This is a genomic window from Pseudomonas sp. HP_08 (assembly GCF_055284095.1).
Genome location: NZ_JBTOQC010000053.1, coordinates 121,789 through 144,457, shown reverse-complemented (window position 1 = coordinate 144,457; position 22,669 = coordinate 121,789). Strand labels below are relative to the sequence as shown.

At 62.6% G+C, this 22,669-nt stretch carries 20 protein-coding genes and 6 tRNA genes; 11 read left to right on the top strand and 15 right to left on the bottom strand.

Features of this window, described 5'->3' with window-relative positions; genetic code table 11:
• Positions 1-6: 6 nt before the first annotated feature.
• The 4 genes from ACYAS9_RS29690 to ACYAS9_RS29675 are packed head-to-tail and all read right to left on the bottom strand — an operon-like array spanning position 7 to position 4,641.
• Positions 7-471: a response regulator gene (locus tag ACYAS9_RS29690; RefSeq protein ID WP_463572068.1), complete on the bottom strand. Its 465-nt coding sequence runs from the start codon at positions 469-471 to the stop codon at positions 7-9.
• The gene (locus tag ACYAS9_RS29685) at positions 468-2,801 is read right to left on the bottom strand and encodes an ATP-binding protein (RefSeq protein WP_463572067.1); all 2,334 of its coding nucleotides are present in this window, start codon (positions 2,799-2,801) and stop codon (positions 468-470) included. The genes ACYAS9_RS29690 and ACYAS9_RS29685 overlap by 4 nt, the downstream gene beginning before the upstream one ends.
• Positions 2,798-3,457 (bottom strand): response regulator, encoded by a 660-nt coding sequence (locus ACYAS9_RS29680; RefSeq protein WP_463572066.1) that lies wholly within the window; start codon positions 3,455-3,457, stop codon positions 2,798-2,800. Before ACYAS9_RS29680 ends, ACYAS9_RS29685 begins: the two co-directional genes overlap by 4 nt.
• Positions 3,454-4,641 (bottom strand): sensor histidine kinase, encoded by a 1,188-nt coding sequence (locus tag ACYAS9_RS29675; RefSeq protein WP_463572065.1) that lies wholly within the window; start codon positions 4,639-4,641, stop codon positions 3,454-3,456. The genes ACYAS9_RS29680 and ACYAS9_RS29675 overlap by 4 nt, the downstream gene beginning before the upstream one ends.
• Before the next feature lie 174 nt (positions 4,642-4,815).
• Between ACYAS9_RS29675 and ACYAS9_RS29670 the strand changes: the two genes are divergently transcribed.
• Positions 4,816-5,355, top strand: a complete 540-nt coding sequence (locus ACYAS9_RS29670) for an SgcJ/EcaC family oxidoreductase (protein ID WP_463572064.1) — start codon at positions 4,816-4,818, stop codon at positions 5,353-5,355.
• On the opposite strand, the gene ACYAS9_RS29665 is transcribed toward ACYAS9_RS29670, so the two are convergent.
• From ACYAS9_RS29665 to ACYAS9_RS29625, 9 genes are all read right to left on the bottom strand, one after another.
• Entirely contained in the window at positions 5,356-6,276 is a 921-nt protein-coding gene (locus ACYAS9_RS29665) for a metal ABC transporter solute-binding protein, Zn/Mn family (RefSeq protein WP_463572063.1), read from the bottom strand.
• Positions 6,277-7,176, bottom strand: coding sequence for a metal ABC transporter permease (locus tag ACYAS9_RS29660; RefSeq protein WP_463572062.1), 900 nt, complete (start codon positions 7,174-7,176; stop codon positions 6,277-6,279). It abuts the gene before it with no gap.
• Positions 7,176-7,943 carry a metal ABC transporter ATP-binding protein gene (locus ACYAS9_RS29655; protein ID WP_463572061.1) on the bottom strand — a complete coding sequence of 256 codons (768 nt, stop codon included), beginning with the start codon at positions 7,941-7,943 and terminating at the stop codon, positions 7,176-7,178. The genes ACYAS9_RS29660 and ACYAS9_RS29655 overlap by 1 nt, the downstream gene beginning before the upstream one ends.
• Positions 7,940-8,869, bottom strand: coding sequence for a metal ABC transporter substrate-binding protein (locus ACYAS9_RS29650; RefSeq protein ID WP_463572060.1), 930 nt, complete (start codon positions 8,867-8,869; stop codon positions 7,940-7,942). The genes ACYAS9_RS29655 and ACYAS9_RS29650 overlap by 4 nt, the downstream gene beginning before the upstream one ends.
• A gap of 35 nt (positions 8,870-8,904) precedes the next feature.
• Entirely contained in the window at positions 8,905-9,489 is a 585-nt protein-coding gene (locus tag ACYAS9_RS29645) for a DUF6162 family protein (protein ID WP_463572059.1), read from the bottom strand.
• Positions 9,486-9,809: a hypothetical protein gene (locus ACYAS9_RS29640; RefSeq protein ID WP_463572058.1), complete on the bottom strand. Its 324-nt coding sequence runs from the start codon at positions 9,807-9,809 to the stop codon at positions 9,486-9,488. The genes ACYAS9_RS29645 and ACYAS9_RS29640 overlap by 4 nt, the downstream gene beginning before the upstream one ends.
• Positions 9,806-10,345: a thiamine pyrophosphate-binding protein gene (locus ACYAS9_RS29635; protein WP_463572057.1), complete on the bottom strand. Its 540-nt coding sequence runs from the start codon at positions 10,343-10,345 to the stop codon at positions 9,806-9,808. The genes ACYAS9_RS29640 and ACYAS9_RS29635 overlap by 4 nt, the downstream gene beginning before the upstream one ends.
• Entirely contained in the window at positions 10,342-11,568 is a 1,227-nt protein-coding gene (locus tag ACYAS9_RS29630; protein WP_463572056.1) for a PepSY-associated TM helix domain-containing protein, read from the bottom strand. Before ACYAS9_RS29630 ends, ACYAS9_RS29635 begins: the two co-directional genes overlap by 4 nt.
• A 247-nt stretch (positions 11,569-11,815) precedes the next feature.
• The gene (locus ACYAS9_RS29625) at positions 11,816-13,012 is read right to left on the bottom strand and encodes an amino acid aminotransferase (RefSeq protein WP_463572055.1); all 1,197 of its coding nucleotides are present in this window, start codon (positions 13,010-13,012) and stop codon (positions 11,816-11,818) included.
• 306 nt (positions 13,013-13,318) lie between these two features.
• Here ACYAS9_RS29625 and uvrB point away from each other — a divergent pair, with 306 nt between their 5' ends.
• From uvrB to ACYAS9_RS29575, 10 genes are all read left to right on the top strand, one after another.
• Positions 13,319-15,334 carry an excinuclease ABC subunit UvrB gene (gene uvrB / locus ACYAS9_RS29620; RefSeq protein WP_463572054.1) on the top strand — a complete coding sequence of 672 codons (2,016 nt, stop codon included), beginning with the start codon at positions 13,319-13,321 and terminating at the stop codon, positions 15,332-15,334.
• A gap of 176 nt (positions 15,335-15,510) precedes the next feature.
• Positions 15,511-16,992, top strand: coding sequence for a glutamate--tRNA ligase (gltX, locus tag ACYAS9_RS29615; RefSeq protein WP_463572053.1), 1,482 nt, complete (start codon positions 15,511-15,513; stop codon positions 16,990-16,992).
• A 178-nt stretch (positions 16,993-17,170) separates the two neighbouring features.
• Positions 17,171-17,246: transfer RNA gene (locus tag ACYAS9_RS29610), tRNA-Ala, on the top strand.
• Positions 17,247-17,291: 45 nt separating this feature from the next.
• Positions 17,292-17,367, top strand: a tRNA-Glu gene (locus ACYAS9_RS29605).
• 52 nt (positions 17,368-17,419) lie between these two features.
• A tRNA-Ala gene (locus ACYAS9_RS29600) sits at positions 17,420-17,495 on the top strand.
• Positions 17,496-17,540: 45 nt separating this feature from the next.
• A tRNA-Glu gene (locus ACYAS9_RS29595) sits at positions 17,541-17,616 on the top strand.
• A gap of 52 nt (positions 17,617-17,668) precedes the next feature.
• Positions 17,669-17,744: transfer RNA gene (locus ACYAS9_RS29590), tRNA-Ala, on the top strand.
• 44 nt (positions 17,745-17,788) lie between these two features.
• Positions 17,789-17,864 (top strand) — tRNA-Glu (locus ACYAS9_RS29585).
• Positions 17,865-18,019: 155 nt separating this feature from the next.
• The gene (locus ACYAS9_RS29580) at positions 18,020-18,481 is read left to right on the top strand and encodes an acyl-CoA thioesterase (RefSeq protein WP_463572052.1); all 462 of its coding nucleotides are present in this window, start codon (positions 18,020-18,022) and stop codon (positions 18,479-18,481) included.
• Between the two features lie 29 nt (positions 18,482-18,510).
• Positions 18,511-19,473, top strand: a complete 963-nt coding sequence (locus ACYAS9_RS29575) for a tRNA dihydrouridine synthase (RefSeq protein WP_463572051.1) — start codon at positions 18,511-18,513, stop codon at positions 19,471-19,473.
• Position 19,474: 1 nt separating this feature from the next.
• Here the strand turns inward: ACYAS9_RS29575 and ACYAS9_RS29570 are convergent, their stop codons facing one another.
• Both ACYAS9_RS29570 and ACYAS9_RS29565 read right to left on the bottom strand, forming a co-directional pair.
• The gene (locus tag ACYAS9_RS29570) at positions 19,475-21,628 is read right to left on the bottom strand and encodes a putative bifunctional diguanylate cyclase/phosphodiesterase (protein WP_463572050.1); all 2,154 of its coding nucleotides are present in this window, start codon (positions 21,626-21,628) and stop codon (positions 19,475-19,477) included.
• A 63-nt stretch (positions 21,629-21,691) separates the two neighbouring features.
• Positions 21,692-22,570, bottom strand: coding sequence for a LysR family transcriptional regulator (locus tag ACYAS9_RS29565; protein ID WP_463572049.1), 879 nt, complete (start codon positions 22,568-22,570; stop codon positions 21,692-21,694).
• Positions 22,571-22,669 lie beyond the last annotated feature (99 nt).

Sequence of the window (22,669 nt, the reverse complement as noted above, 5' to 3'; positions counted from 1 at the left end):
GACGGCCTACCGTTGCGCCGGTACCGGATGCTGGCGCAACAGTTCGATGGATTCGTTCGGCACCAGTTGGCGCAGCCGTTTGTACAGGGCGCGGGTTTCCAGCAGGTTCCAGATGCGCAGCATGGTTTCCAGGGCGTCCAGGGGTTTGCTGATGAAGTCGCGTGCGCCCAGCGCCAGAGCGCGCAGGCGCGTATCGCGGGTGGCGTCGGCGGTCAGTACCAGAATCGGCAGGTAGTCGTTGCCGGGGATGCGCCGGTTCAATTGCTCCAGTACGGCAAAGCCGTCGAATTCGGGCATGTGCAGATCGAGAATCACCAGGTCCGGCTCAAAGCTGTTGAACAGGTCCAGGGTGCGCAGCGGTTCGCTGCTGCTCAGCACGTTGTGCAGCCCTTCGCGCGCCAGTAGCTGCTCCATCAGCTCCAGATTGGGGCGCTGGTCGTCGACGATCAGAATGCGAAAATCGGTGTTCATGCCGGCTCCGGTAAATACTGGTCCAGGTAAGCGAGAAAGCCCGGTACATGCAAGGGCTTGACGAGAACGCCCGTGGCGCCTGCACCCTGCAAGGTGCTGCGGGTCAGGTCGCTGGCATCGGCAGTCAGGATCACCACCGGCGTGTGCGCGGTCACCGGCGCCTGACGCAGGCGGCGCAACACGTCCAGGCCTTGCAGGTCCGGCAGGTCGATGTCGAGCACAATCAATTGCGGCGCATGCTGGCGGGCGAGGTCCAGGCCAAGCTGGCCGAGCATGCTCGACAACAGGCGGATGCCCGGGCGGCGTTGCAGCAGGGTTTCGATCAGCGCCATGCTCGACAGGTTGTCCTCGATGCACAGCAGTGTGCCGCGGCTGCGTGCCGTGGGCGGCATCGCGATCGGCAAGGCCGGCAAGGACAAGGGCGTCGAGCTTGCGGGCGGTGCCTTATGTGCCTGTGTGGCCGGCAGCTCCAGCGTAAAGCAACTGCCCTGGCCGGGGGTGCTGTGTACGCCGAGGCTGCCTTGCATGGCGTGCAGCAGGTTTTTGCTCAGGGCCAGGCCCAATCCCGTGCCTTCGACGCGAGGGTCGGCTTCAAGTCGCTCGAAGGGGGTGAACAGGCGTTCAAGCTTGTCGGCGGCAATGCCGAACCCTGTGTCGTTGACCGAGATGCTCAAGCGTCCTGCCTGCACTTTCACCTCGATCCACACCCGCCCGGCCGGGCGATTGTATTTGATGGCATTGGACAGCAGGTTGAGCAACACCTGAATCAGCCGTTGGCGGTCGGCAAGGACGCCATGATGTTCGGCTTGCGTCGGCACCGGGCACAGTTCGATGCCCGCATCGCGGGCCATCGGCCAGACCAGTGTCAGGGCTTCTTGCAATGCCGGCGCCAGGGACACCGGTTCCGTATTCAAGGCCAGCCGGCCGGCTTCGATCCGGGCGATGTCCAGCACCTCGTTGATCAGCGTCAGCAAGTGCTGCCCGGCGCTCAGAATATGCCCGGCATGCGTGCTGTGGCCGGGTGCGGCATCCATGTCGAGCAACTGTGCAAAGCCCAGAATCGAGTTCAGTGGCGTACGCAGTTCATGGCTCATGCGCGACAGGAATTCGCTCTTGGCCCGGCTGGCGCGCTCGGCCTGTTCACGCGCCGTACGCAAGTCGATCTCGGCGGCTCGACGATCGGTGATATCGCGGGTGATCTTCGAGAAGCCGCGCAGGGCGCCGCTGGCATCATGTTGTGCGGTGATCACCACGCTGGCCCAGAAGCGGCTGCCATCCTTGCGGCAGCGCCAGGCTTCTTCCATGTAATGGCCGTCGCGGGTGGCCGCAGCCAGCGCCATGGCCGGATGCTGAGGGCATTCATCGAGCAGATAAAAAACCGAAAAGTGCCGGCCGATGATTTCCTGCTCGGTATAGCCCTTGATGCGTTCGGCGCCGACGTTCCAGCTGGTGACATAGCCTTCGGTGTCGAGGGCGAAGATCCCATAGTCCTTGACCCCGTCGATGATCAGGCGCAGGCGTTCTTCGTTGTCGCGCAGCGCCCGTTCACGCTCGGCGAGCAACTGGCCGGCTTCGACCAGGCGGCTGCCCAGCTGGCCCACCTCGTCGTTCTCCGGTGGCTGGGGTTGCAGCGGCTGGCCGAGCGCCAGGCGTTGCGCATTGCCCTGAACCTGCTGGACGCGGGAAACGATGCCGCGTGACAGCAGCAACACCGCGATAATCGCGCCGAACAGCCCGCTGCCGGCGGCGAGCAGGGTCGAGAGCAGCAAGCGCTGGCGGGTGGCGGCAGCGGCGGCGGTGCGTTCGGCCAGCAACGTATCTTCGCGCAGGCGCATGGTGTCGATGCGTTGGCGAAGCTCGTCGAGGATGTACTTGTTTTCGACCAGAATGCTGGCGATCGATTCGCGATCGGCCTCACTGAGGCTGCGCAGCGATTCCAGGCCTTGCTGTTTCGTGTCGATCAGCGGGGCTATGGCTTGAAGATGCTCACGCATCTGTGGGTCACGGACATTGCTGTTCAGGCGCTGCAAGGCCGCCTCGATCAGTGCACCGGCCTGTAGCCATGCCGGCAAAAAGTCTTCGTTGCGCGTCAGTAAATAGCCACGCACGCTGGCGGCCGCTTCTGCCAGTTGGGTGTGTACGGTCTGGATATCGCCCTGCACCAGCAGCACCCGGCGCACGTCTTCTTCGGCATGGGCAGTCTGGCGTTCGGTGATATAGATCAGCACCAGAGAGCCCATCAGCAGCACCAGTGGCAGAGAAATTGCCACCAGCGCCTTGCCGCGCAACGGCAGGTTGGCCCAGCGGCTGGCCGGTGTATCGGTGCTCATGACCACTGTCCGGGCACCAGGCCCAGTGCCACACCGCGCACGGCCGCCTGCGTGCGATCGGACGCCCCGAGCTTGCCGATCACCCGCTCCACATGGGCCTTGGCGGTGCCGGTGGTGATGCCCAGGCGTTCACCGATCAGGCGATTGCTGCAGCCGCCGGCGACCAGTTCCAGCACCTGACGCTCGCGTGCGGTAAGAATTTCCAGCGTGGGTGCCGCCTGGCCGCCGCGCTCGGCCATGCGCCGCAGCAGGCGGGCGCTGACGGCGCTGTTCAGGGCTTCTTCGCCGCGCGCCACGCGCTGCAGGCTGTCGATCATTTCGTCGCGCCGGGCGTCCTTGAGCAGATAGCCCACGGCGCCGGCACTGATGGCCGCTTCAAGGTGGTCGGTGCTGTCATCCATGGTGAAGATCACCACCTTGAGCGTGGGCATGCGCTGTTGCAGCAGCCGCGCCGCGCCCAGGCCGTTGAGGACGGGCATGCGGATATCGAGAATGGCGATGTCCGGTCGCAGCGCTTCACACAGGGCCACGGCCTGCTGGCCGTCGCTGGCTTCACCGACCACGACGAATTCCGGGTGGCCGGCCAGCAATGAGATAAAGCCGGTGCGGGTCACTTCATGATCATCGGCCAGCACCAGGCGTATGGGCGTGGTCATGGGGTGAGCTCCTGTATCGGCGCCAGCGGCACCACGGTCTGCAAGCGGGTTCCGCCCTCAGCCTGGCGGCTGCAACTGAAGTGCCCGCCCAGCAGGCTGGCACGCTCCTGCATGGTGACCAAGCCAAGCGAGCGGGCCGGGTGATGCGTTTGCGCGCTGTCGGTGTCGAGGCCGCAGCCGTCGTCGCTCAGGTACAGCGAGACCTGTTCGGGATGGCGTTGCAGGCCAAGTTCCACGCGCTGGGCGCCAGCATGCTTGAGCACATTGTTGATGCCTTCCTGGGCGATGCGAAACAGGGCGATTTCCACCGGGTCCGGCAGGCGTTCGTGTGAACGCGTTTGCCAGTGCACTTCGATACCGGCATCGCGCAGGCGGTCGGCTTCTTTATCGATGGCGCGCCACAGGCCGAAGTCGTCCAGCACGCTGGGGCGCAGGCCGCCAATCAACTGGCGGGCCTCGCCCACGCAATGCCGGGCCAGATCAAGAATGTTTTCCAGGTCGCCGTCCAGTGGCTCAGGCAGCGGCGGGCAGCGGCCGGCGAAACCTTGCAGGCGCTGGTGCAACCCTGCCAGGGTCTGGGCCAGGCCATCGTGCAGGTCGTAGGCCATGCGTTTGCGTTCGTCCTCTTGCGCGGTGAACAGGCGATGCACCAGCTCCGACATGCTGCGTTCGCGGGCGACCAGGGTTTGCAGCAGGCGGTCGTTCTCCAGGTGCGCGGCCAGCAGGGTGGCCAGCAGTTGCAGCGACTCGATGTCCTCGCTGTCCGGTGCGCTGATGGGCAAGCTGTTGGCCAGTAACAGCAGGCCGAAAGGACGGTCGTCGGCGCCGCGCAGCGGCAACTGCAACACCGCACTCAAGGGCGCACCTTGTTGCTCCAGCCACTGCGGCTCACGCAGTGAGGTATCGGCCTGGCAGCCCAGGCCGTTCAGGCGCTCCTGGCTGCCGAGACTGGCGGTGCAATGTGCGGCTTGACCGGGTGCCCACTCCAGCAGCAGGCCGTGGTCCATGGCGACGAAGGCGCAGGCCCGCTGCAAGACTTTGCGGCGCATGGCGTCGGGGCCCAGCCGGGTCAGTTGCTGGCCGGTGTCGACCAGCAGCCGCAGGCGCGCTGCCCGGCTTTGTGCCTGACGATACTGGGCGCGGATAGCCAGGGCACTGGCCGGGTCATGGGGTGGGCTGGGCATGTCGAAGTGTTCCTGCAGGGGTCGCCCACGCGGGCAAGCGTGCGCTATTAAAACCTGCCAGGGCCAGCGCTGCCTATCTGCCGAATGGCATAGACAGATAGCGCCGGTTGGCCGATGGCCAGGCGCGCGATGCCGGGCACAGTAGCACCCTGATCAACTTGCAGGAGTGACGCCATGAAACTGAAAGTCGCCGTTGTCGCCTTGGCCCTCGCCGTTAGCGCCCCTTGGGTGCAGGCCGTGGAAAACACCCCGTATGTGTATCGCACGGTGGCCGAGCTGCCGAGTGACGCCAGCGAGCGTGAAATTGCCGGCTTGTTCGACCAGTGGAACGCTGCATTGAAAACCGGTAACGCCAAGGGCGTGACCAGCCTGTATGCAAGCAATGCGGTACTGCAGCCGACGGTGTCCAATGAGGTCCGCGCCACGCCTGCGCAAATCACCGACTACTTCGATCACTTCCTGGTGCTCAAGCCGGTGGGGCGGATCAATTACCGGGAAATCCGCCGGCTGGGCGGCGATGCGGCCATGGACAGCGGCGTCTACACCTTCAGCCTGACCGGCGCCGACGGCAAGGTCCGCGAGGTCCAGGCGCGCTATACCTTCCTGTACACGCGGGTCGACGGGCAGTGGAAGATTCTCAACCATCACTCTTCGGCAATGCCGCAAGTGCAGCCGATGTTGCAGGCCAGCCATGCGCCTGCAACCGCCCAGTGATCAGCCCTTGGTCAGCGCCTTGAGCAACTGATCGACATCCGCTTGCAGCCCGGCCAGCGGATCGTCGTTTTCGCTGCCCACCACCAGCAACTGGCTGCCGGCAGCGCTGATGGCCGCCTTGACCGGTGCCGGCGGGTCGCGGTGATCGAGCACCACGGCCACATCGTTGTCCTTGAGCGTGGTGGTCAGTTTCTGCAAGGCCTCGGGCGTCCACTGTTCATCGGTGAGTACCTGGCGCTCGACCAGTTCAAGGTTGAGCCCGCTGATCAGGTAGTTCAGGCGATCGGACAGGCTGACCACCGCAACGTTGTCGGCGTGTGCCAAACGCTTTTCGCTGTCGGCACTGAGCCTGAGCAACCGCTGCTTGAACCCCGCCAGGTTGGCTTCGATACGCGGCTTGGCCGCAGGCGCCAGGCGCACGAGGTCGGCTGCCAGCACATCGGCCATGCGGCCCAGGTTGTGGCTGGCGAGCCAGGGCTGGCTGTTCAGGCCGTCGATGCCTTGCTCGGGCTGCAGGGCAACACCGGGCAACGCGCCGTCCACCGGACGTGCAGCATCTATTTCAACAATACGGATATTGCTGCGCCGGGCATTGGGGTACAGCGGGTCTTCGCTCCAGATCGAACGCAAGCCGATTACCGCATCGGCGCCTGTGGCCAGTTTGTGCAGGGCTTCGGCACCGCGGCCGGTGAAGTAGGCACTCTGCCGCGAGCCGGGCAGGTTGGCGGCGGCTGCACGTTCCAGCACCACACCACTGTCCTTGAGCAGGATTTGCCCCAGCCCGTAGGTGATCGGCAGGCTGGCCAGAATGCGCACTGGCTGGGCGACTTCGATTTTTGTCTCGGCGGCCAGCACGCTGTGGCTGAATACGCCGCCCAAGGCGAGCGCGAGGGCGAGGCTACGCAGGTTTGAAGTGGGCATTTATCCGATATTCCCCTTGAGGCTGGGCAGTGTGCCGCGCGCAATCGCCGCCAGGGCAAAGGCGACGCCGCAGACCAGGATGATCGCTGCGCCCGAAGGCACCGGCAGGTCGAAAACGATGGGCATCAGGATGCCGCACAGCGTACTGACCGTGGCAATCAGCACCGAGGCCCAGAAAAAGCCCTTGAGCGACTGGCTCAGCAGGCGCGCGGCAGCGGCCGGGATCACCAGCAGCGCACCCACCAGAATGGCGCCGATGACTTTCACCGCCGCGACGGTGATCAGCGTCACCAGAATCACGAACAGATAGTCCAGCACCTTGACCGCCACGCCGCGCACGGCGGCCAGTTGCGGGTTGAAGCTGGCCAGCATGATGCGGTTGTACAGCGGCAGGCTCAGGCCCATGACCAGCGCACCGACGATGGCCAGCACCAGCAGGTCATTGCCATTGACCGTCAGCACCGAGCCGAACAGCACATTCTCCAGGATATGGACGTTGATCTTGCCGGCCAGCACCAGCAGCAGGCTGGCGCCCAGTGCCAGCGACACCGAGAGGAACACGCCGATCAAGGTATCCGGGGTCAGGCCAGTGCGGTTGCGCAGATAATTGAGCACGATGCCGAACAGCAGGCAGTAGCCGAACAGGCTGCCATACGGGCCGGTGTACGGCTCGCCGAGCAGAATGCCGATGGCCACGCCGGTCAATGCCGCATGACCGACGGCTTCGGAGAAAAACGCGAAGCGCTTGACCACCACCAGCGTACCCAGACCGCCGAGCACCGGGCCGATCAGCAGGCCGGCGAGCAGGGCGTTGACGACAAAACCATAAGCCAGGGCCTCGGGCAGATAGCCCGAGCTGGCCAGGTCCTGAATGAACAGGCGAAAACTCTCGTAGGACATTACCCGGCGCTCCCTGCGCTGCGTGGGTGGGCGGAGAACAGCGTCAACAGCCGCTCCGGGGTCAGGGCCGTCTGCGCCGGTTCATCGAACAGCACCCGGCGGTTCAGCCCGGTGACCCGATCGGCCAGGCGCTTGACCGCCTCCAGATCGTGCTCGATCCACAGCACGGTGATGCCGCTCTGGCGCCAGTCCACCAGCAACCGCTCGAAGACCTGAATACCCGGCTCGTCGAGGGCCGACATCGGCTCGTCGAGCACCAGCAGTTGCGGCGCCGGAATCAGGCCTTGGGCCAACAGCACGCGCTGACGCTCGCCGCCGGACAGCGCGCCCATGCGCCGCTTGCGTTTGTCTTGCATGCCGACCCGTTCCAGCGCCTCGCCGATGGGCTTGGCGTAATGCCGCGACAGGCCCAGAAACGCAGGCCGGCGCTGGCACATGGCGGCCATGAAGTCCTCGACGGTCATCGGCAGGCCGCGATCGAACTCCAGGGCTTGCGGCACATAGCCGATCACGCCCTGAGCTCCCGGCCACTGCAAGCTGAGCTGGCCTTGATGCGGCATCTGCCCGAGCAGGGTCTTGATCAGCGAACTCTTGCCGCCGCCGTTGGGGCCGACCAGCGCGTGCACGCTACCGGCACGCACGTTGAAGCTGATGCGGTCCAGAATCGTGGTGCGGCCCAGCGTCAGGCTGACCTCGGCGAATTCGACGCCAGGGCCCTTGTCAGTGATCGGCGTGCCGGCCACCTGGATGTGTTCGGCGGCGGTCATGCGCCGCTCTCCTGAATGGCACGAACCACGGTATTGAGGTTGCCGGTCATGTCTTTCTCATACTTGTCGGCGGTGTACTCGCCATAGGAAATATGCGACAGCGGATACAGCTTCACACCCGACTCGCGCTGGATGGTCTCGACATAGCTGGACGGGAAGTCCATCTCCGAGAAAATCACTTTCACGTCCAGTTCGCGCAACTGGTCGATGGTCTTCTTCAACTGGCTCGGGCTGGGCTCGATGCCATGCGCGGGCTCGACCACGGCTGTCACTTCCAGGCCGAACTCGCGCAGCAGGTAATCGTAAGCTGCATGCACGGTGGCGACCCGCAGCTCGGCGTTGGGCGCCTGGGTCAGCTTGGCCAAGGCGTCGGCGCGCATCTGCCGCAGGCGCTTGCCATAGGCGCGGGCGTTGGCGGTATAGGTCTTGGCGTTGTCCGGGTCGAGCTTGCCCAGTTCGCGGGCGATGTTATTGACCTGGGCAATCGAGGCGCTGATCGACAGGAAGGTGTGCGGGTTGACCACCTTGCCGGCACCGCGCGCAGCAATGCCGGTGGCGGCCAGCAACGGCACGTCGGCGTTGGCCTCGATGACCGGCACATCGGGTTTTTCACTGGCCTGGATCATGCGGTCGGCGAAGTCGTCATGGCCGACACCGTTGAGCACGATGACATCCAGCGAGCCGATGCGCTTGATGTCTTCGGCGCGCGGCTCGTAGGCGTGCGGGTTGAAGCCTGCCGGAATCAGCGGCACCACCTCGGCCTTGTCGCCGACGATATTGGCAACATAGCTGTAGTAGGGATGCAGAGTAATACCGATACGCAGGCGCTTGGCCGGGTCGGCACTGGCCAAAGGAGTCAGTAGCGTGGCGAACAGGCCGGCCAGCAGCACGCGCAGCAAAGGGCGGCGTTTGAATGAGATGGGCATGGTCAGGCGATCTTCTGTGCGATGAATGCGTGGGTTCAGTGCCGATGCTGGCGGGTGACCCCGGCATCGAATTGGGCGACGACCTGTTTCCAGCCGGCAGCGATCAGGGCCTGGTCGCTCAGGTCGGTCGGCGCTGTGGGCGATGCAGTGCGGCTGAGCCAGATGTCCGGTTGCTCATCGCCATGCTTTTCGGCCTCGGGATGACCGCGCAGCAGAAACGAGCCGGCCACTTCAGTTGCCTGGCTCAGCCCCAGATAGGACTGATCCTGCAAGTGCCAGGCATGCGCGCCGCGGGCGGCCGAGCTGGCGTCCTGGGCGAACGGTGCAAAGCCGTCGTCGGCCAGTTGCTGCACGGTCACCGGCGTTTGCTGCTCCTGCGCCAGCAGACGGATTTCATCCAGCGTGACGCGCAGGTCGGCATAAATCCCTTGCTCGGCTGCGTTCAGGTCGCGTCGGGCATCGAGCTGATGGCTGGCCACCGCTTCAGGCTCATGGCTTTGCCCGCGCAGCCCGACCACCGAGCCTGCAACCGCAAGGATCAGCAGGCACAGCAGCAGGACATAGAGGGTTTCATGCCCGGCGCCGGCCGGACGGATGATTTGGCGGGTCGAAGTAGTCATCGGGAGGCAATGTCCGCCTGGTCGATTTCCACGACGTGGCCGGGGCCTGCATCGAACAGCACATAGAACTCGGTCGCCGGTTTCTTGAAGGTCACGGTCGAATCGTCGCCCAGCTTGCCGGGCACCAGGATGGTTTCGTCGTAGCCGATCACATCCAGGGTTACGCCAGCGGCGCCGCTGCCATCGGAGAAACCGCCGGTGCAACGGATGGTCTCGCTGTCGACCTGTTGGCATTCGCAGATCGGGTTATGCGCCAGAGCGGTGCCGCTCAGGCCCAACAGGCCCAGCATCGCGAGGCGGCGTAAATACGCGTTGATCATTTTTTGACTCCTTGCTTTTTCAGCCAGGCAACCGTGCTTGGCGAGGCCTGTGCCAGCGGGATCGAGGCTTGGTGGACGGCGCCATCCCAGCCTTCCATGGTGATCCACAGTTCGGCGTCAGGGTCGGTGGTTGGCGGGATTTGCATGAATGCGCCCATGCGGTAGCCGGAGCCAAAGAAAATAAACCCGGCGGTGCGCAGGCTGCGCGGCTTGCCGATGCGCAGGTAAGTGGCCTTGACCCGGTCGATGCATTCGGCGCACAGCGTGGCATTGAAGCTTTTGCTGGGGCCGGCACCGAATGAGCGTGGTGGCTCCATACTTTCCTCGGCCAGGCGCAGGCTCCATGGGCCCACTTGCACCTGACCGATATCGCGCTCACCCAGCCCTTTGTCGCCGCGAAACAATGCGGCATCGGCAAAGTATTTGGGCATGAAGCCCAGCGGAATCAGCAGCAACAGTACGTTGATGTGGAAGCGCCACTTGTACCAGAAACGGCTCAGGGGCGAGGACGGTTGAACAGTCGCAGCCTTGCTCACAGGGCGTTCTCCGCAGTTTCGTTGGCCAGGGCAGGGCGAGTGCCCGCTTGCGGCACGGGGCTGGCTTTGGGCCTGGCTGCCTTGGCTTCACGCTTGAGGGCATTGAGGGTGGCTTGCGCGGTGCGCTTGGTCCAGATCAGCAGGCCGCTCAAGACCATCATGCTCAGCACCAGGCCGAAGAAGGCCCAGATCAGCTTGATCCAGATGCCGCCAAAGTCACCGGTGTGCAACGGTCGCATGGACTCGGTGACGAACTCGATCTTGTTGCGGTCCGACAGCAAGTGCGTGGAGGCGATTTCGCCGGTATACGGGTTGATTTCGGCGGTCTGGAACATCAGCGGGTACCAGCTGCGGCCAGCAATGTTCATGTTGCTGTAGGCGTTGGAAGGCGGGCTGATGAAGCTGGCTTCCAGGCCTGGAATTTTTGACTGGGCAATCTCGATGGCCTTGTCCAGGCTGATGGTGGGAACCGGTTTGCCGTCGACAGTCAGCGGTACGGCGCTGTGCGGCAGGATCGAGGCCGCTGCCGCGCGGCTGGACAGGCTGATCTGGTTATCGCCCAGAATCGCCTGAATCAGAAACCAGGTGCCGGTGATCGAGATCACCACGATGAACCAGATCGACCAGATACCGCTCAGGCGATGGAAGTCGCCCCAGAAAATCCGCGAGCCATGGTTGAAGCGCAGGGTCGGCTTGAAAAAGCCCTTCCAGAACTTTTTGTAGACCACCAGCCCGGTGATCAACGACACCAGCATCGGGATGCCGAGAAACGACACCAGGTACCAGCCCCACGAATAACCATTGGTGAACGGCACCAGCCACCAGCCATGCAGTGCCCGGGTGAAAAAGCGGAAGTCAAATGAAGGGGTAACGCCCTGGATAACCCCGGTGTACGGGTTGACGTATGCCGCCACGGCGCGCCCGTCCGGGTAGGTCAGGCGGGCACTGAGTGCGAAATAATCACCATCTGGCTGGGAAATCGAGCCTACGTACACATCGGGCTCGTTCTGCTTGATGATGGTGCGCACCTGTTCAAAGCTCAGGCGTGGTGCATCGTCCGAAGGGGCATTGGCGCGCATTTCGGAGTTGGCCAGCCACATGATCTCCTTGCTGACCACGGCCAGCGTGCCGGTCACGCAGACGATCAGGACAAAGAACCAGATAGGCAAGGCCACCCAGCTGTGCACCAGGAACCAGAGTTTTGAGCGGGATTTCTTGGACATGAATAACGGTCTCGATTCACGGAGTGGAGTGGCCCTTCTGGGCAGACTCCGTTGCTTCCATACGGCCGTGGCTAGAGCAGACGTAGCCGTCGTATCTAGATAAAGACGAACGAGAATGAAATACCCGTAAAGCCGGGCAGGGGAAAAGATGTAAAAAAATATTTCAAAGGCCGTTCTGGCTCGAAGCAATCGAGGCAATCGCCCGTAAACACGGGGCCGTGTCTACGGGCGATCAAGGCCGAACGTGCTACAGCACCTGGATGATGGCGTTGCACACCTGGTCGATGTTTTTCTGGTTCAGCGCGGCCACGCAGATGCGGCCGGTGTCCAGGGCATAGATGCCGAACTCTTCACGCAGGCGCAGAACCTGGGCGGCGGTCAGGCCCGAGTACGAAAACATGCCCTGCTGGCGGCTGACAAAGCTGAAGTCCTGACCGGCCGGGTTGTTGGCCAGGCGCTCGACCATGGCTTTGCGCATGCCGTGAATGCGTACGCGCATTTCACCCAGTTCCTCTTCCCACACCTGGCGCAGGGCCGGGTCGTTGAGCACCGCGGCGGAAATGATTGCGCCATGGGTCGGCGGGTTGGAGTAGTTGGTGCGGATCACACGTTTGACCTGCGACAGCACGCGACCGGTTTCTTCCTTGGAGTCGGTAATGATCGACAGCGCGCCGACACGCTCGCCGTACAGCGACAGCGACTTGGAGAACGAGCTTGAGGCGAAGAAGGTCAGCCCCGAATCGGCGAACAGGCGCACGGCGGCGGCGTCTTCATCGATGCCTTTGCCGAAGCCCTGGTAGGCCATGTCCAGGAACGGCACGTGGCCTTTGGTCTTGACGACGTCCAGCACCTTTTTCCAGTCGTCCAGGTTCAGGTCGACGCCGGTCGGGTTGTGGCAGCAGGCGTGCAGCACGATGATCGAGCCGGCTGGCAGGTTCTGCAGGTCTTCGAGCATGCCGGCACGGTCTACATCGTGGCTGGCAGCGTCGTAGTAGCGGTAGGTCTGCACCGGGAAGCCGGCGGTTTCAAACAGGGCGCGGTGGTTTTCCCAGCTCGGGTCGCTGATGGCGACAACGGCGCCCGGCAGCAGTTGCTTGAGGAAGTCGGCGCCGATCTTCAGTGCGCCGGTGCCGCCCACGGCCTGGGTGGTCAGCACCCGGCCAGAAGCGATCAGCGGCGAGTCGGCGCCCAGCAGCAGCTTTTGCACCGCCAGGTCGTAGGCGGCGATGCCGTCGATCGGCAGGTAGCCACGCGGGGCGTGTTGAGCCACGCGGATCTTCTCGGCTTCGGCCACCGCGCGCAGCAGCGGGATGCGCCCGTCTTCGTCACAGTAGACACCCACACCAAGATTGATCTTGGTGGTGCGGGTGTCGGCGTTGAATGCTTCGTTGAGGCCCAGGATAGGATCGCGTGGTGCCATTTCGACAGCGGAGAACAGGCTCATTGTTTGCGGCAGCTCTGAGTAGGGAAGGGGTAATGAATGCACGCCCGGTCCGAATGCCCCAGAGCAGTGCACAAACGGGGAGTCAGTATAGTGAGCTGTGTGCGGCACGGCGACTGCGCGGGCATGGTTTTTTCAAGATATTTCACATTTTTTGCCGAACGATGGCGCGCCCTTAACCTCCACTCTGTATTGGCAGGTTGTATGGCTGTCTTGAAAAGCCCGGTGCCCGGCTCCATCTGAGCAGGTCAGGCGCATTTCGAGAGCGGCACAGGTTGCTGTCGGCGCTTATCACCCAAGAGGCACGCTATGTCCGAGTTTCAGCTCGTCACCCGTTTTCAACCCGCTGGCGACCAGCCTGAAGCCATCCGGCAGATGGTCGAAGGCATCGAGGCCGGGCTGGCGCACCAGACCCTGCTGGGTGTGACCGGCTCGGGCAAGACTTTCAGTATCGCCAACGTCATCGCCCAGGTGCAGCGCCCGACGCTGGTGCTGGCGCCGAACAAGACCCTGGCTGCGCAGTTGTACGGCGAGTTCAAGGCCTTTTTCCCGAATAACGCGGTGGAGTATTTCGTTTCCTACTACGACTACTACCAGCCCGAAGCCTATGTGCCGTCGTCGGACACCTTCATCGAGAAGGACGCCTCGATCAACGACCACATCGAGCAGATGCGCCTGTCGGCGACCAAGGCACTGCTGGAGCGCAAGGACGCCATCATCGTCACCACGGTGTCGTGCATCTATGGCCTGGGCAGTCCAGAAACCTACCTGCGCATGGTCTTGCACATCGACCGTGGCGACAAACTCGACCAGCGCGCCTTGCTGCGCCGCCTGGCCGACCTGCAATACACCCGCAACGACATGGATTTTGCCCGCGCCACCTTCCGGGTGCGCGGCGATGTGATCGACGTTTACCCGGCCGAATCGGACCTTGAGGCGATCCGCATCGAGCTGTTCGACGACGAGGTTGAAAGCCTGTCGGCCTTCGACCCGCTGACCGGCGAGGTAATCAGCAAGCTGCCGCGCTTCACCTTCTACCCCAAGAGCCACTACGTCACGCCGCGCGAGACACTGCTAGAGGCCATCGAGGGTATCAAGGTCGAGCTGCAGGAGCGTCTCGAATACCTGCGCGGCGCCAACAAACTGCTGGAAGCGCAGCGCCTGGAGCAGCGCACCCGCTTCGATCTGGAAATGATGCTGGAGCTGGGCTACTGCAACGGCATCGAAAACTATTCGCGCTATCTGTCCGGTCGGCCTTCCGGTGCGCCGCCGCCGACCCTGTTCGATTACCTGCCGGCCGATGCGCTGCTGGTCATCGACGAGTCCCACGTCAGCGTTTCGCAGGTCGGCGCCATGTACAAGGGCGACCGTTCGCGCAAGGAAACCCTGGTCGAATATGGCTTTCGCCTGCCTTCGGCGCTGGATAACCGGCCGATGCGCTTCGATGAATGGGAGGCGATCAGCCCGCAGACCATCTTCGTCTCGGCCACGCCCGGCACTTATGAGGCCGAGCATGCCGGACGAATAATCGAGCAAGTGGTGCGCCCGACGGGGCTGGTCGACCCGCTGGTCGAGATCCGTCCGGCGCTGACCCAGGTCGACGACTTGCTGTCGGAAATCAAGAAATGCGTGGCGCTCGACGAGCGGGTGCTGGTCACCACGCTGACCAAGCGCATGGCTGAAGACCTCACCGACTATCTGGGTGATCACGGTGCGCGGGTGCGCTATCTGCACTCGGACATCGACACCGTGGAGCGGGTCGAGATCATCCGCGACTTGCGCCTCGGCGCCTTCGATGTGCTGGTGGGCATCAACCTGTTGCGTGAAGGCCTGGACATGCCCGAGGTGGCGCTGGTGGCAATCCTCGACGCCGACAAGGAGGGTTTCCTGCGTTCCGAGCGTTCGCTGATCCAGACCATTGGTCGCGCCGCACGTAACCTCAACGGCCGGGCGATTCTGTATGCCGACCGCATGACCGGCTCGATGGAGCGGGCCATCGGCGAGACCGAACGCCGGCGAGACAAGCAGATCGCCTTCAACGAGGCCAATGGCATCACGCCTGTCGGTGTGTCGCGCGATGTGGCTGACATTCTCGAAGGCGCCACTGTGCCCGGCGCACGCAGCAAGAAGCGCAAGGGCGCTGCCAAGGCCGCCGAGGAACTGGCCCGCGCCGAGAACGAACTGCGCTCGCCAAGCGAAATCACCAAGCGTATTCGCCAACTGGAAGAAAAAATGTACGAACTGGCCCGCGACCTGGAATTCGAGGCTGCGGCCCAGATGCGCGACGAAATCACCAAACTCCGCGAACGCCTGCTCAAGGTATGAAAACGCGCAGGAGTGAGCGTAAAGCTCGCGAATGCAGACTGTCAGCCACCGAACATGTTGAAGGTGCAGGCCTCTTCGCGAGCTTTACGCTCACTCCTACGGCTGTGGCTTGCAGCTTACAGCTGCGTTGGGTCCTGCTAAGATTCGTCGTTTGATCGACCTATCCGGGATTATCCATGACCACCGTTCGTACCCGCATCGCGCCATCGCCTACCGGCGATCCCCACGTCGGCACCGCGTATATCGCGCTGTTCAACTACTGCTTCGCCAAGCAGCATGGCGGCGAGTTCATTCTGCGGATCGAAGACACCGACCAGGTACGTTCCACCCGCGAGTCCGAGCAGCAGATTTTCGACGCGCTGCGCTGGCTGGGCATCGAGTGGAACGAAGGCCCGGATGTCGGCGGTCCGCACGGTCCGTACCGGCAGAGCGAGCGGGGCGATATCTACCGCGAATACGCCCGCCAACTGGTTGAAATGGGTCACGCCTTCCCGTGCTTCTGCACCGCCGAAGAGCTGGACCAGATGCGTGCCGAGCAGCAGGCGCGCGGCGAAACCCCGCGTTATGACGGCCGTGCGCTGTTGTTGTCGCCAGAAGAAGTCCAGCGCCGCCTGGCCGCCGGCGAGCCGCATGTCATCCGCATGAAGGTGCCAAGCGAAGGCGTTTGCGTGGTGCCTGACCTGCTGCGTGGCGATGTCGAGATTCCGTGGGACCGCATGGACATGCAGGTCCTGATGAAGGCCGACGGCCTGCCGACCTACTTCCTGGCCAACGTGGTCGATGACCACCTGATGGGCATCACCCACGTGTTGCGCGGCGAAGAGTGGCTGCCCTCGGCGCCCAAGCTGATTCTGCTTTACGAATACTTCGGCTGGGACAAGCCGCAGTTGTGCTACATGCCGCTGCTGCGTAACCCGGACAAGAGCAAGCTGTCCAAGCGCAAGAATCCGACCTCGGTGACCTTCTACGAGCGCATGGGCTTCATGCCTGAGGCGATGCTCAACTATCTGGGCCGCATGGGCTGGTCGATGCCTGACGAGCGCGAGAAATTCACCTTGCAGGAAATGGTCGACAACTTCGACCTGTCGCGTATTTCTCTGGGTGGGCCGATCTTCGATATCGAGAAGCTCTCGTGGCTCAATGGTCAGTGGCTGCGTGAACTGCCGGTCGAGCAGTTTGCCAGCCGCCTGCAGCAGTGGGCGTTCAACCCCGAGTACCTGATGCAGATTGCCCCGCATGTGCAGGGCAGGGTAGAGACCTTCAGCCAGGTTGCACCGCTGGCCGGTTTCTTCTTCGCCGGTGGCGTGAACCCCGATGCGGCCCTGTTCGAGCACAAGAAGCTCTCGCCTGAGCAGGTGCGTCAGTTGATGCAGTTGCTGCTGTGGAAGCTTGAGTCGCTGCGTCAGTGGAACAAGGAGGCGATTACCGCCACCATCCAGGCGGTGGTCGATCATCTGCAGTTGAAGCTGCGCGATGCCATGCCGCTGATGTTTGCAGCGATCACAGGCCAAGCCAGCTCGGTGTCGGTGCTCGATGCCATGGAAATCCTCGGCCCCGACCTGACCCGCTTCCGTCTGCGCCAGGCGCTTGATCTGTTGGGCGGTGTGTCGAAGAAAGAAAACAAGGAATGGGAAAAGCTGCTGGGCGCTATCGGCTGACTCCTCAGGAACGGCTGCCGGCCCCCTGAAAACAGGGCGTCGGCAGCCGTCCGGCTACAGGTTTTTTCGGCTTGAGGCGGTAAGTGGTTGTTATATCGGAATTTTTTTTTGAAATTCCTCGAAAATAAATTTGACAGATATTCCAAACGCTCTTAACATGCGCCCCGTCCACTGATGTGGGGCTATAGCTCAGCTGGGAGAGCGCCTGCATGGCATGCAGGAGGTCAGCGGTTCGATCCCGCTTAGCTCCACCAATTTTGCCAGGTTCGCCGTAAGGCGGATCCGATAGAAGGTTTTGCGTCCCCTTCGTCTAGTGGCCTAGGACACCGCCCTTTCACGGCGGTAACAGGGGTTCGAGTCCCCTAGGGGACGCCAGTTTTACCCAGTGATGCCGTAAGGCTGATCTGCGCCGCAGGGCGTTAAATTCGGGGCTATAGCTCAGCTGGGAGAGCGCCTGCATGGCATGCAGGAGGTCAGCGGTTCGATCCCGCTTAGCTCCACCAATTTTGCCAGGTTCGCCGTAAGGCGGATCCGATAGAAGGTTTTGCGTCCCCTTCGTCTAGTGGCCTAGGACACCGCCCTTTCACGGCGGTAACAGGGGTTCGAGTCCCCTAGGGGACGCCAGTTTTACCCAGTGATGCCGTAAGGCTGATCTGCGCCGCAGGGCGTTAAATTCGGGGCTATAGCTCAGCTGGGAGAGCGCCTGCATGGCATGCAGGAGGTCAGCGGTTCGATCCCGCTTAGCTCCACCAATTTGCCAGGTTCGCCGCAAGGCGGATCCGATAGAAGGTTTTGCGTCCCCTTCGTCTAGTGGCCTAGGACACCGCCCTTTCACGGCGGTAACAGGGGTTCGAGTCCCCTAGGGGACGCCACAATTTTCCGCGTATGCGGGCCCAAGGGTCATTCGTTTATTGAATGGCCCTTTTGTTTTTTCAGCGTTTTGTTTTCCCTGTCCCCACCCGCCATGCTCTGCACTTGCGCTTGCTACACTGCTGCGTCTATTGAAGCCGCCACCGCAGGAGCACGCATGGTCTGGGACCTCGCAACGCCTTTCATCATCGATCTGACTGTCACCGCTGACGATATCGACGGGTTGGGCCACGCCAACAATGCGGTGTATGTCACCTGGCTGGAACGCAGTGCCTGGCGCCATTCGCAGCAGCTTGGTCTGGATCTGAGCGAATACCGGCGTCTGGATCGGGCCATGGCCGTCACCCGCCATGAAATCGATTACCTGGCCAGTGCTTACGAAAACGATGAGCTGCAACTGGCGACCTGGATTGTCGGCTGGGACAAGCGCCTGAAAATGACCCGGCGCTTTCAACTCCGCCGCGCCGCCGATGGCGTGACCCTGCTGCGTGCGCACACCACATTTGTCTGTATCGAGCTGTCCAGCGGTCGTCCCAAACGCATGCCCGATGAGTTTATCGGCGGTTATGGCGCAGCAATCTGCCCGGCTGACGTTTCCATTCCCGGTGGCGCCCAGTAAACTGCCGGACTTTTTTTCGAGTATCACCCATGCAAATTGCCCTGGCGCCCATGGAAGGCCTGGTTGACGACATTCTGCGCGATGTACTGACCCGGGTCGGTGGCATCGACTGGTGCGTGACCGAGTTCATCCGGGTGACCGACCGGCTGATGCCTGCCAGTTACTTTTACAAACTGGCCTCCGAGCTGCCCAACGGTGCAAAAACCGCCGCCGGTGTGCCGATGCATGTGCAGTTGCTCGGCTCCGATCCCGGTTGCCTGGCGGAAAATGCAGCCTTTGCCTGTGAGCTGGGCGCGCCGGTGCTGGACCTCAACTTCGGCTGCCCGGCCAAGACCGTCAACCGCTCGCGCGGCGGTGCGATCCTGCTGCGCGAGCCAGAGCTGCTGCATTCCATCGTCAGCCAGGTGCGCCGGGCGGTGCCGGCCGATATTCCGGTCACCGCCAAGATGCGCCTGGGCTATGAAAATACCGATCAGGCGCTTGATTGCGCCCGTGCGCTGGTCGATGGCGGCGCAGCACGCATCGTGGTGCATGCCCGCACCAAGCTCGACGGCTACAAGCCGCCGGCGCATTGGGAGTGGATTGCGCGCATTCAGGAAGTGGTCAAGGTGCCTGTGGTCGCCAATGGCGAGATCTGGAGCGTCGAAGACTGGCAGCGTTGCAAGTCTGTCTGCGGCGCGAAAGACATCATGCTGGGCCGTGGCTTGGTGGCAAAGCCTGACTTGGCGCGGCAGATCGCGGCCACAGCGCGCGGCGAGACCGTCGAGCCGCTGACCTGGGCCGAGCTGCAGCCGATGCTGCGGCTGTTCTGGGCCGCCTGCCTGGTCAAGCTGACCGCGCTGCAGGCGCCGGGCCGTCTCAAGCAATGGCTGGCGCTGCTGACCAAGAGCTACCCGGAAGCAACGGTCATGTTCGACCTGCTGCGCCGTGAAACCGACTGCGAGCGGGTGGGCAGGCTGCTGGGTTGTGCGCCTGAGCATCACGCGGCGTAGTTCAGGTCGGCACCCTTGATACATCTTCCTGCAAATGCCCCTGCAATCGCAGCAGGGCTTCGAATGCCGGGTCTTCCAGTGGCTCGCTGAACAGATAGCCCTGATAGACATGGCACCCCGAGTGCTGAAGAAACGCCAGTTGCTCGGGGGTTTCCACGCCTTCGGCGATGACGTGCAGGTTCAGGCTCTGGGCCATGGCGGCAATGGCGCGGATGATTTCAGCATCATTGGGATCACTGCACGCATCGCGCACGAACGACTGGTCGATCTTCAAGGTGTCGATCGGCAAGCGTTTGAGGTAGGTCAGCGACGAGTAGCCGGTGCCGAAATCGTCCATCGCGAAACTGATGCCTGTTTTCTTCAGACGCTGCATCTTGGTGATGGTGTCGTCCATGTTCTGGATGACCATGCTTTCGGTGATTTCCAGTTTGAGCATGCTGCCGGGCAATTGGCAGGTTTGCAGCGTGCGCTCGATGCGCTCGACAAAGTCGATCTGATGAAACTGGCGCGGACTGATATTCACACCCATCTTGAAGTCGTTTCTTTCGATCAGCCCCTGGCGCAGCAATTGGCTGCATGCCTGGCAAGCCTGTTCCAGCACCCGGCTGCCGACCTCCAGAATCATCCCGCTTTCTTCCAGTACCGGCACAAATTGCGAGGGTGCCAGCAGGCCGTGTTCAGGGTGATGCCAGCGCAACAGGGCCTCGGCACCAATGATGCGTTGGTCGCGGGCGTCCACCTGGGCCTGATAGCACAGGTAAAACTCGCTGCGCACCAGCGCCATGCGCAGATCGTTTTCCAGGCGCAGGCGATCGCTGGCCGCCCTTTGCATGCTGTAGTGAAACAGCTGTGAGGTGTTGCGTCCCGAGTCCTTGGCGCGATACAGGGCGATATCGGCGCGCTTGAGCAAGTCGGCGGGGTGGGTGCCGTGATCGGGAATCAGGGCAATGCCGATGCTGGGCGTGACCTGCAGGCGGTGACCATCCAGGAACATTGGCTCGGATAACAGCTCGCGCAGCGTGTCGGCCTGTTCGCGGACCTGCTCGGTCACCTGTTTGCGGCTGCCCGCAAGGCCGCTGATCAGGACCACGAACTCATCGCCGCCCAGGCGCGCCACGGTGTCTTCCTGGCGCACGCTGGCTTCCAGGCGGGCGGTGACGATTTTCAGCACGCTGTCGCCCAGCGGATGGCCCAGCGAATCGTTGATGTGCTTGAAATGATCCAGGTCGAGAAACATCAAGGCGCCGCGCAGGTTGTGATGCCTGAGCAGGGAAATCTGTTGGCTGAGCCGGTCGGTGAGCAGGGCGCGGTTGGGCAGGTTGGTCAATGAATCGTGGTAGGCCAGGTGCTGAACCTGCGCCTGGGCACTCTTGAGCTGGGTGATGTCGCGCGCGGTCATCAGCAGGCAGTCGATGTCATGCAGGGTAATGGGCTCGACGCAGACATCCAGCACCAGCAAATCGCCCTGTTTGTTGCGTCCGATCATTTCGCGGTGATTGATGCGGCCATGCTGTTGCAGGTACGCGACCATTTGCAGGCGCTGCTCGACGCTGCCCCAGATGTTGATGTCGTGGGCGGTACGCCCGAGCACCTCCTCGATGCTGTAGCCAGTCAGGCGACAGAAGCCGTCGTTGACCTCCAGATAGCGACCACTGGTGCGCTCGGTGATGGTGATCGAGTCGGGGCTGGAGTGAAACGCCTTGGCGAACTTCTCCCGGGTGTCGTCCAGTGCCGCCTGGGCCTGCTGGCTGGTGATGTCGAGCAAGGTGCCGAACAGGCGCAACGGGGCGCCATGCTCGTCGCGGTACAGGTGCGCACGGGTTTCCAGCAGGCGTGTGCTGCCGTCGGGCAGGTCAAGGCGATAGGTAGCTTGCAGAGGCTCGCTGTGGCCGTCGAGCCAGCCGCGATAGAGGCTGAGCAGGCGCTGACGCTCATCGCTGGGCAAGCGCTGGAAAAAGGCTTCGCCGGGTTGCTGCCAGTGCGCTGCGGGCAGGCCATGCAGTTGCGCGGCGCGCGGTGAGGCGTCGAGCATATTGCTGGGAATATGCCAGTCCCAGGTGCCCATGCAGGCGGCTTCCAGAACCAGCTGCAGTTGCTCGCGGGTTTGCTTGAGCGTCTGCTCCAGCAGAGAGTTACGGTCCACGGGATTGGGCATGGGATCACGAGCCTGAATGAAAAAGCCGGTAAAACGATCGTTCTGCGTCCAGCAGCCCTCAGGTTACGAGGGTCGTGTCTCTGCGTCGAGCAGCGCCATGAATGCCTTGGCGGCATTCGACAGGGTACGCTCGGTGTGCAGGATATAGCCTAGCTGGCGATTAAGCTGTATGCCGGGCAAAGGGATGCGTGCCACCTGCTCGTCGAGCATGGTACGCGGAAGTACGCTCCATGCCAGACCAATGGAAACCATCATTTTGATGGTTTCCATGTAATTGGTGCTCATCGCGATGTCCGGCTTCAATCCGCGTGCCTCGCACAATCCGCTGACAATGTGATGGGTAAAGGTATTGCCGCCAGGAAATACCGCAGGGTAACGCACAATATCCTCAAGGCTCACCGGGCCGCTATTGGCCAGCGGATGCTCGGGCGCTGCGACAAAGTCCAGCGGGTCATCCCACACCGGCACCGCACGCACCAGTGAATGCGGAGTGGGTGCCAGGGTAATGACGGCCAGTTCGGCGCGGCCATGCAAAATTTCTTCGTAGGCAATTTCCGAGTCCAGAAACTGAATGTCCAGCGCCACTTGTGGGTAGAGGCGGGTAAAGGTGCGCAATACCGGCGGCAGGCGATGCAGGCCGATGTGGTGACTGGTGGCCAGCGTCAGGCGGCCACTGATCTCGCCGGTCAGGTTGGTCAGGGCTCTGCGGGTGTCATCGAGCACATTGAGGATCTGATAGGCGCGCGGCAACAGTGCGCGGCCTGCCTCGGTCAGGCTGACTTCACGGCCCAGGCGATCGAACAGCCGGACATCGAGCTGCTGCTCCAGCCCGGCAATGCGTTTACTGATCGCCGGCTGGGTCAGGTGCAAGCGTTCGCCGGCCCCGGAAAAGCTACCGATTTCGGCAATCGCGATAAAAGCGTTGAGATTAGCGAGATCCATGGCGTCGCATTCCAGTTGGTTATCCAAAGCATGAAAATTATGAATTTGAGTTATTTAAACATATTCCATAGCATTGTCCGCACAAGCCAAGGGGTCATC

Bases quoted from the DNA above. Each gene is read 5' to 3' on its own strand.
- ACYAS9_RS29690 (WP_463572068.1), bottom strand. From the start codon at position 471: ATGAACACCGATTTTCGCATTCTGATCGTCGACGACCAGCGCCCCAAT.
- ACYAS9_RS29675 (WP_463572065.1), bottom strand. From the start codon at position 4,641: ATGCCCAGCCCACCCCATGACCCGGCCAGTGCCCTGGCTATCCGCGCC.
- ACYAS9_RS29625 (WP_463572055.1), bottom strand. From the start codon at position 13,012: ATGAGCCTGTTCTCCGCTGTCGAAATGGCACCACGCGATCCTATCCTG.
- ACYAS9_RS29660 (WP_463572062.1), bottom strand. From the start codon at position 7,176: ATGTCCTACGAGAGTTTTCGCCTGTTCATTCAGGACCTGGCCAGCTCG.
- ACYAS9_RS29580 (WP_463572052.1), top strand. From the start codon at position 18,020: ATGGTCTGGGACCTCGCAACGCCTTTCATCATCGATCTGACTGTCACC.
- ACYAS9_RS29645 (WP_463572059.1), bottom strand. From the start codon at position 9,489: ATGACTACTTCGACCCGCCAAATCATCCGTCCGGCCGGCGCCGGGCAT.
- ACYAS9_RS29630 (WP_463572056.1), bottom strand. From the start codon at position 11,568: ATGTCCAAGAAATCCCGCTCAAAACTCTGGTTCCTGGTGCACAGCTGG.
- uvrB (WP_463572054.1), top strand. From the start codon at position 13,319: ATGTCCGAGTTTCAGCTCGTCACCCGTTTTCAACCCGCTGGCGACCAG.
- ACYAS9_RS29570 (WP_463572050.1), bottom strand. From the start codon at position 21,628: ATGCCCAATCCCGTGGACCGTAACTCTCTGCTGGAGCAGACGCTCAAG.
- ACYAS9_RS29565 (WP_463572049.1), bottom strand. From the start codon at position 22,570: ATGGATCTCGCTAATCTCAACGCTTTTATCGCGATTGCCGAAATCGGT.
- ACYAS9_RS29575 (WP_463572051.1), top strand. From the start codon at position 18,511: ATGCAAATTGCCCTGGCGCCCATGGAAGGCCTGGTTGACGACATTCTG.
- ACYAS9_RS29665 (WP_463572063.1), bottom strand. From the start codon at position 6,276: ATGCCCACTTCAAACCTGCGTAGCCTCGCCCTCGCGCTCGCCTTGGGC.
- gltX (WP_463572053.1), top strand. From the start codon at position 15,511: ATGACCACCGTTCGTACCCGCATCGCGCCATCGCCTACCGGCGATCCC.
- ACYAS9_RS29680 (WP_463572066.1), bottom strand. From the start codon at position 3,457: ATGACCACGCCCATACGCCTGGTGCTGGCCGATGATCATGAAGTGACC.
- ACYAS9_RS29685 (WP_463572067.1), bottom strand. From the start codon at position 2,801: ATGAGCACCGATACACCGGCCAGCCGCTGGGCCAACCTGCCGTTGCGC.
- ACYAS9_RS29640 (WP_463572058.1), bottom strand. From the start codon at position 9,809: ATGATCAACGCGTATTTACGCCGCCTCGCGATGCTGGGCCTGTTGGGC.
- ACYAS9_RS29670 (WP_463572064.1), top strand. From the start codon at position 4,816: ATGAAACTGAAAGTCGCCGTTGTCGCCTTGGCCCTCGCCGTTAGCGCC.
- ACYAS9_RS29650 (WP_463572060.1), bottom strand. From the start codon at position 8,869: ATGCCCATCTCATTCAAACGCCGCCCTTTGCTGCGCGTGCTGCTGGCC.
- ACYAS9_RS29655 (WP_463572061.1), bottom strand. From the start codon at position 7,943: ATGACCGCCGCCGAACACATCCAGGTGGCCGGCACGCCGATCACTGAC.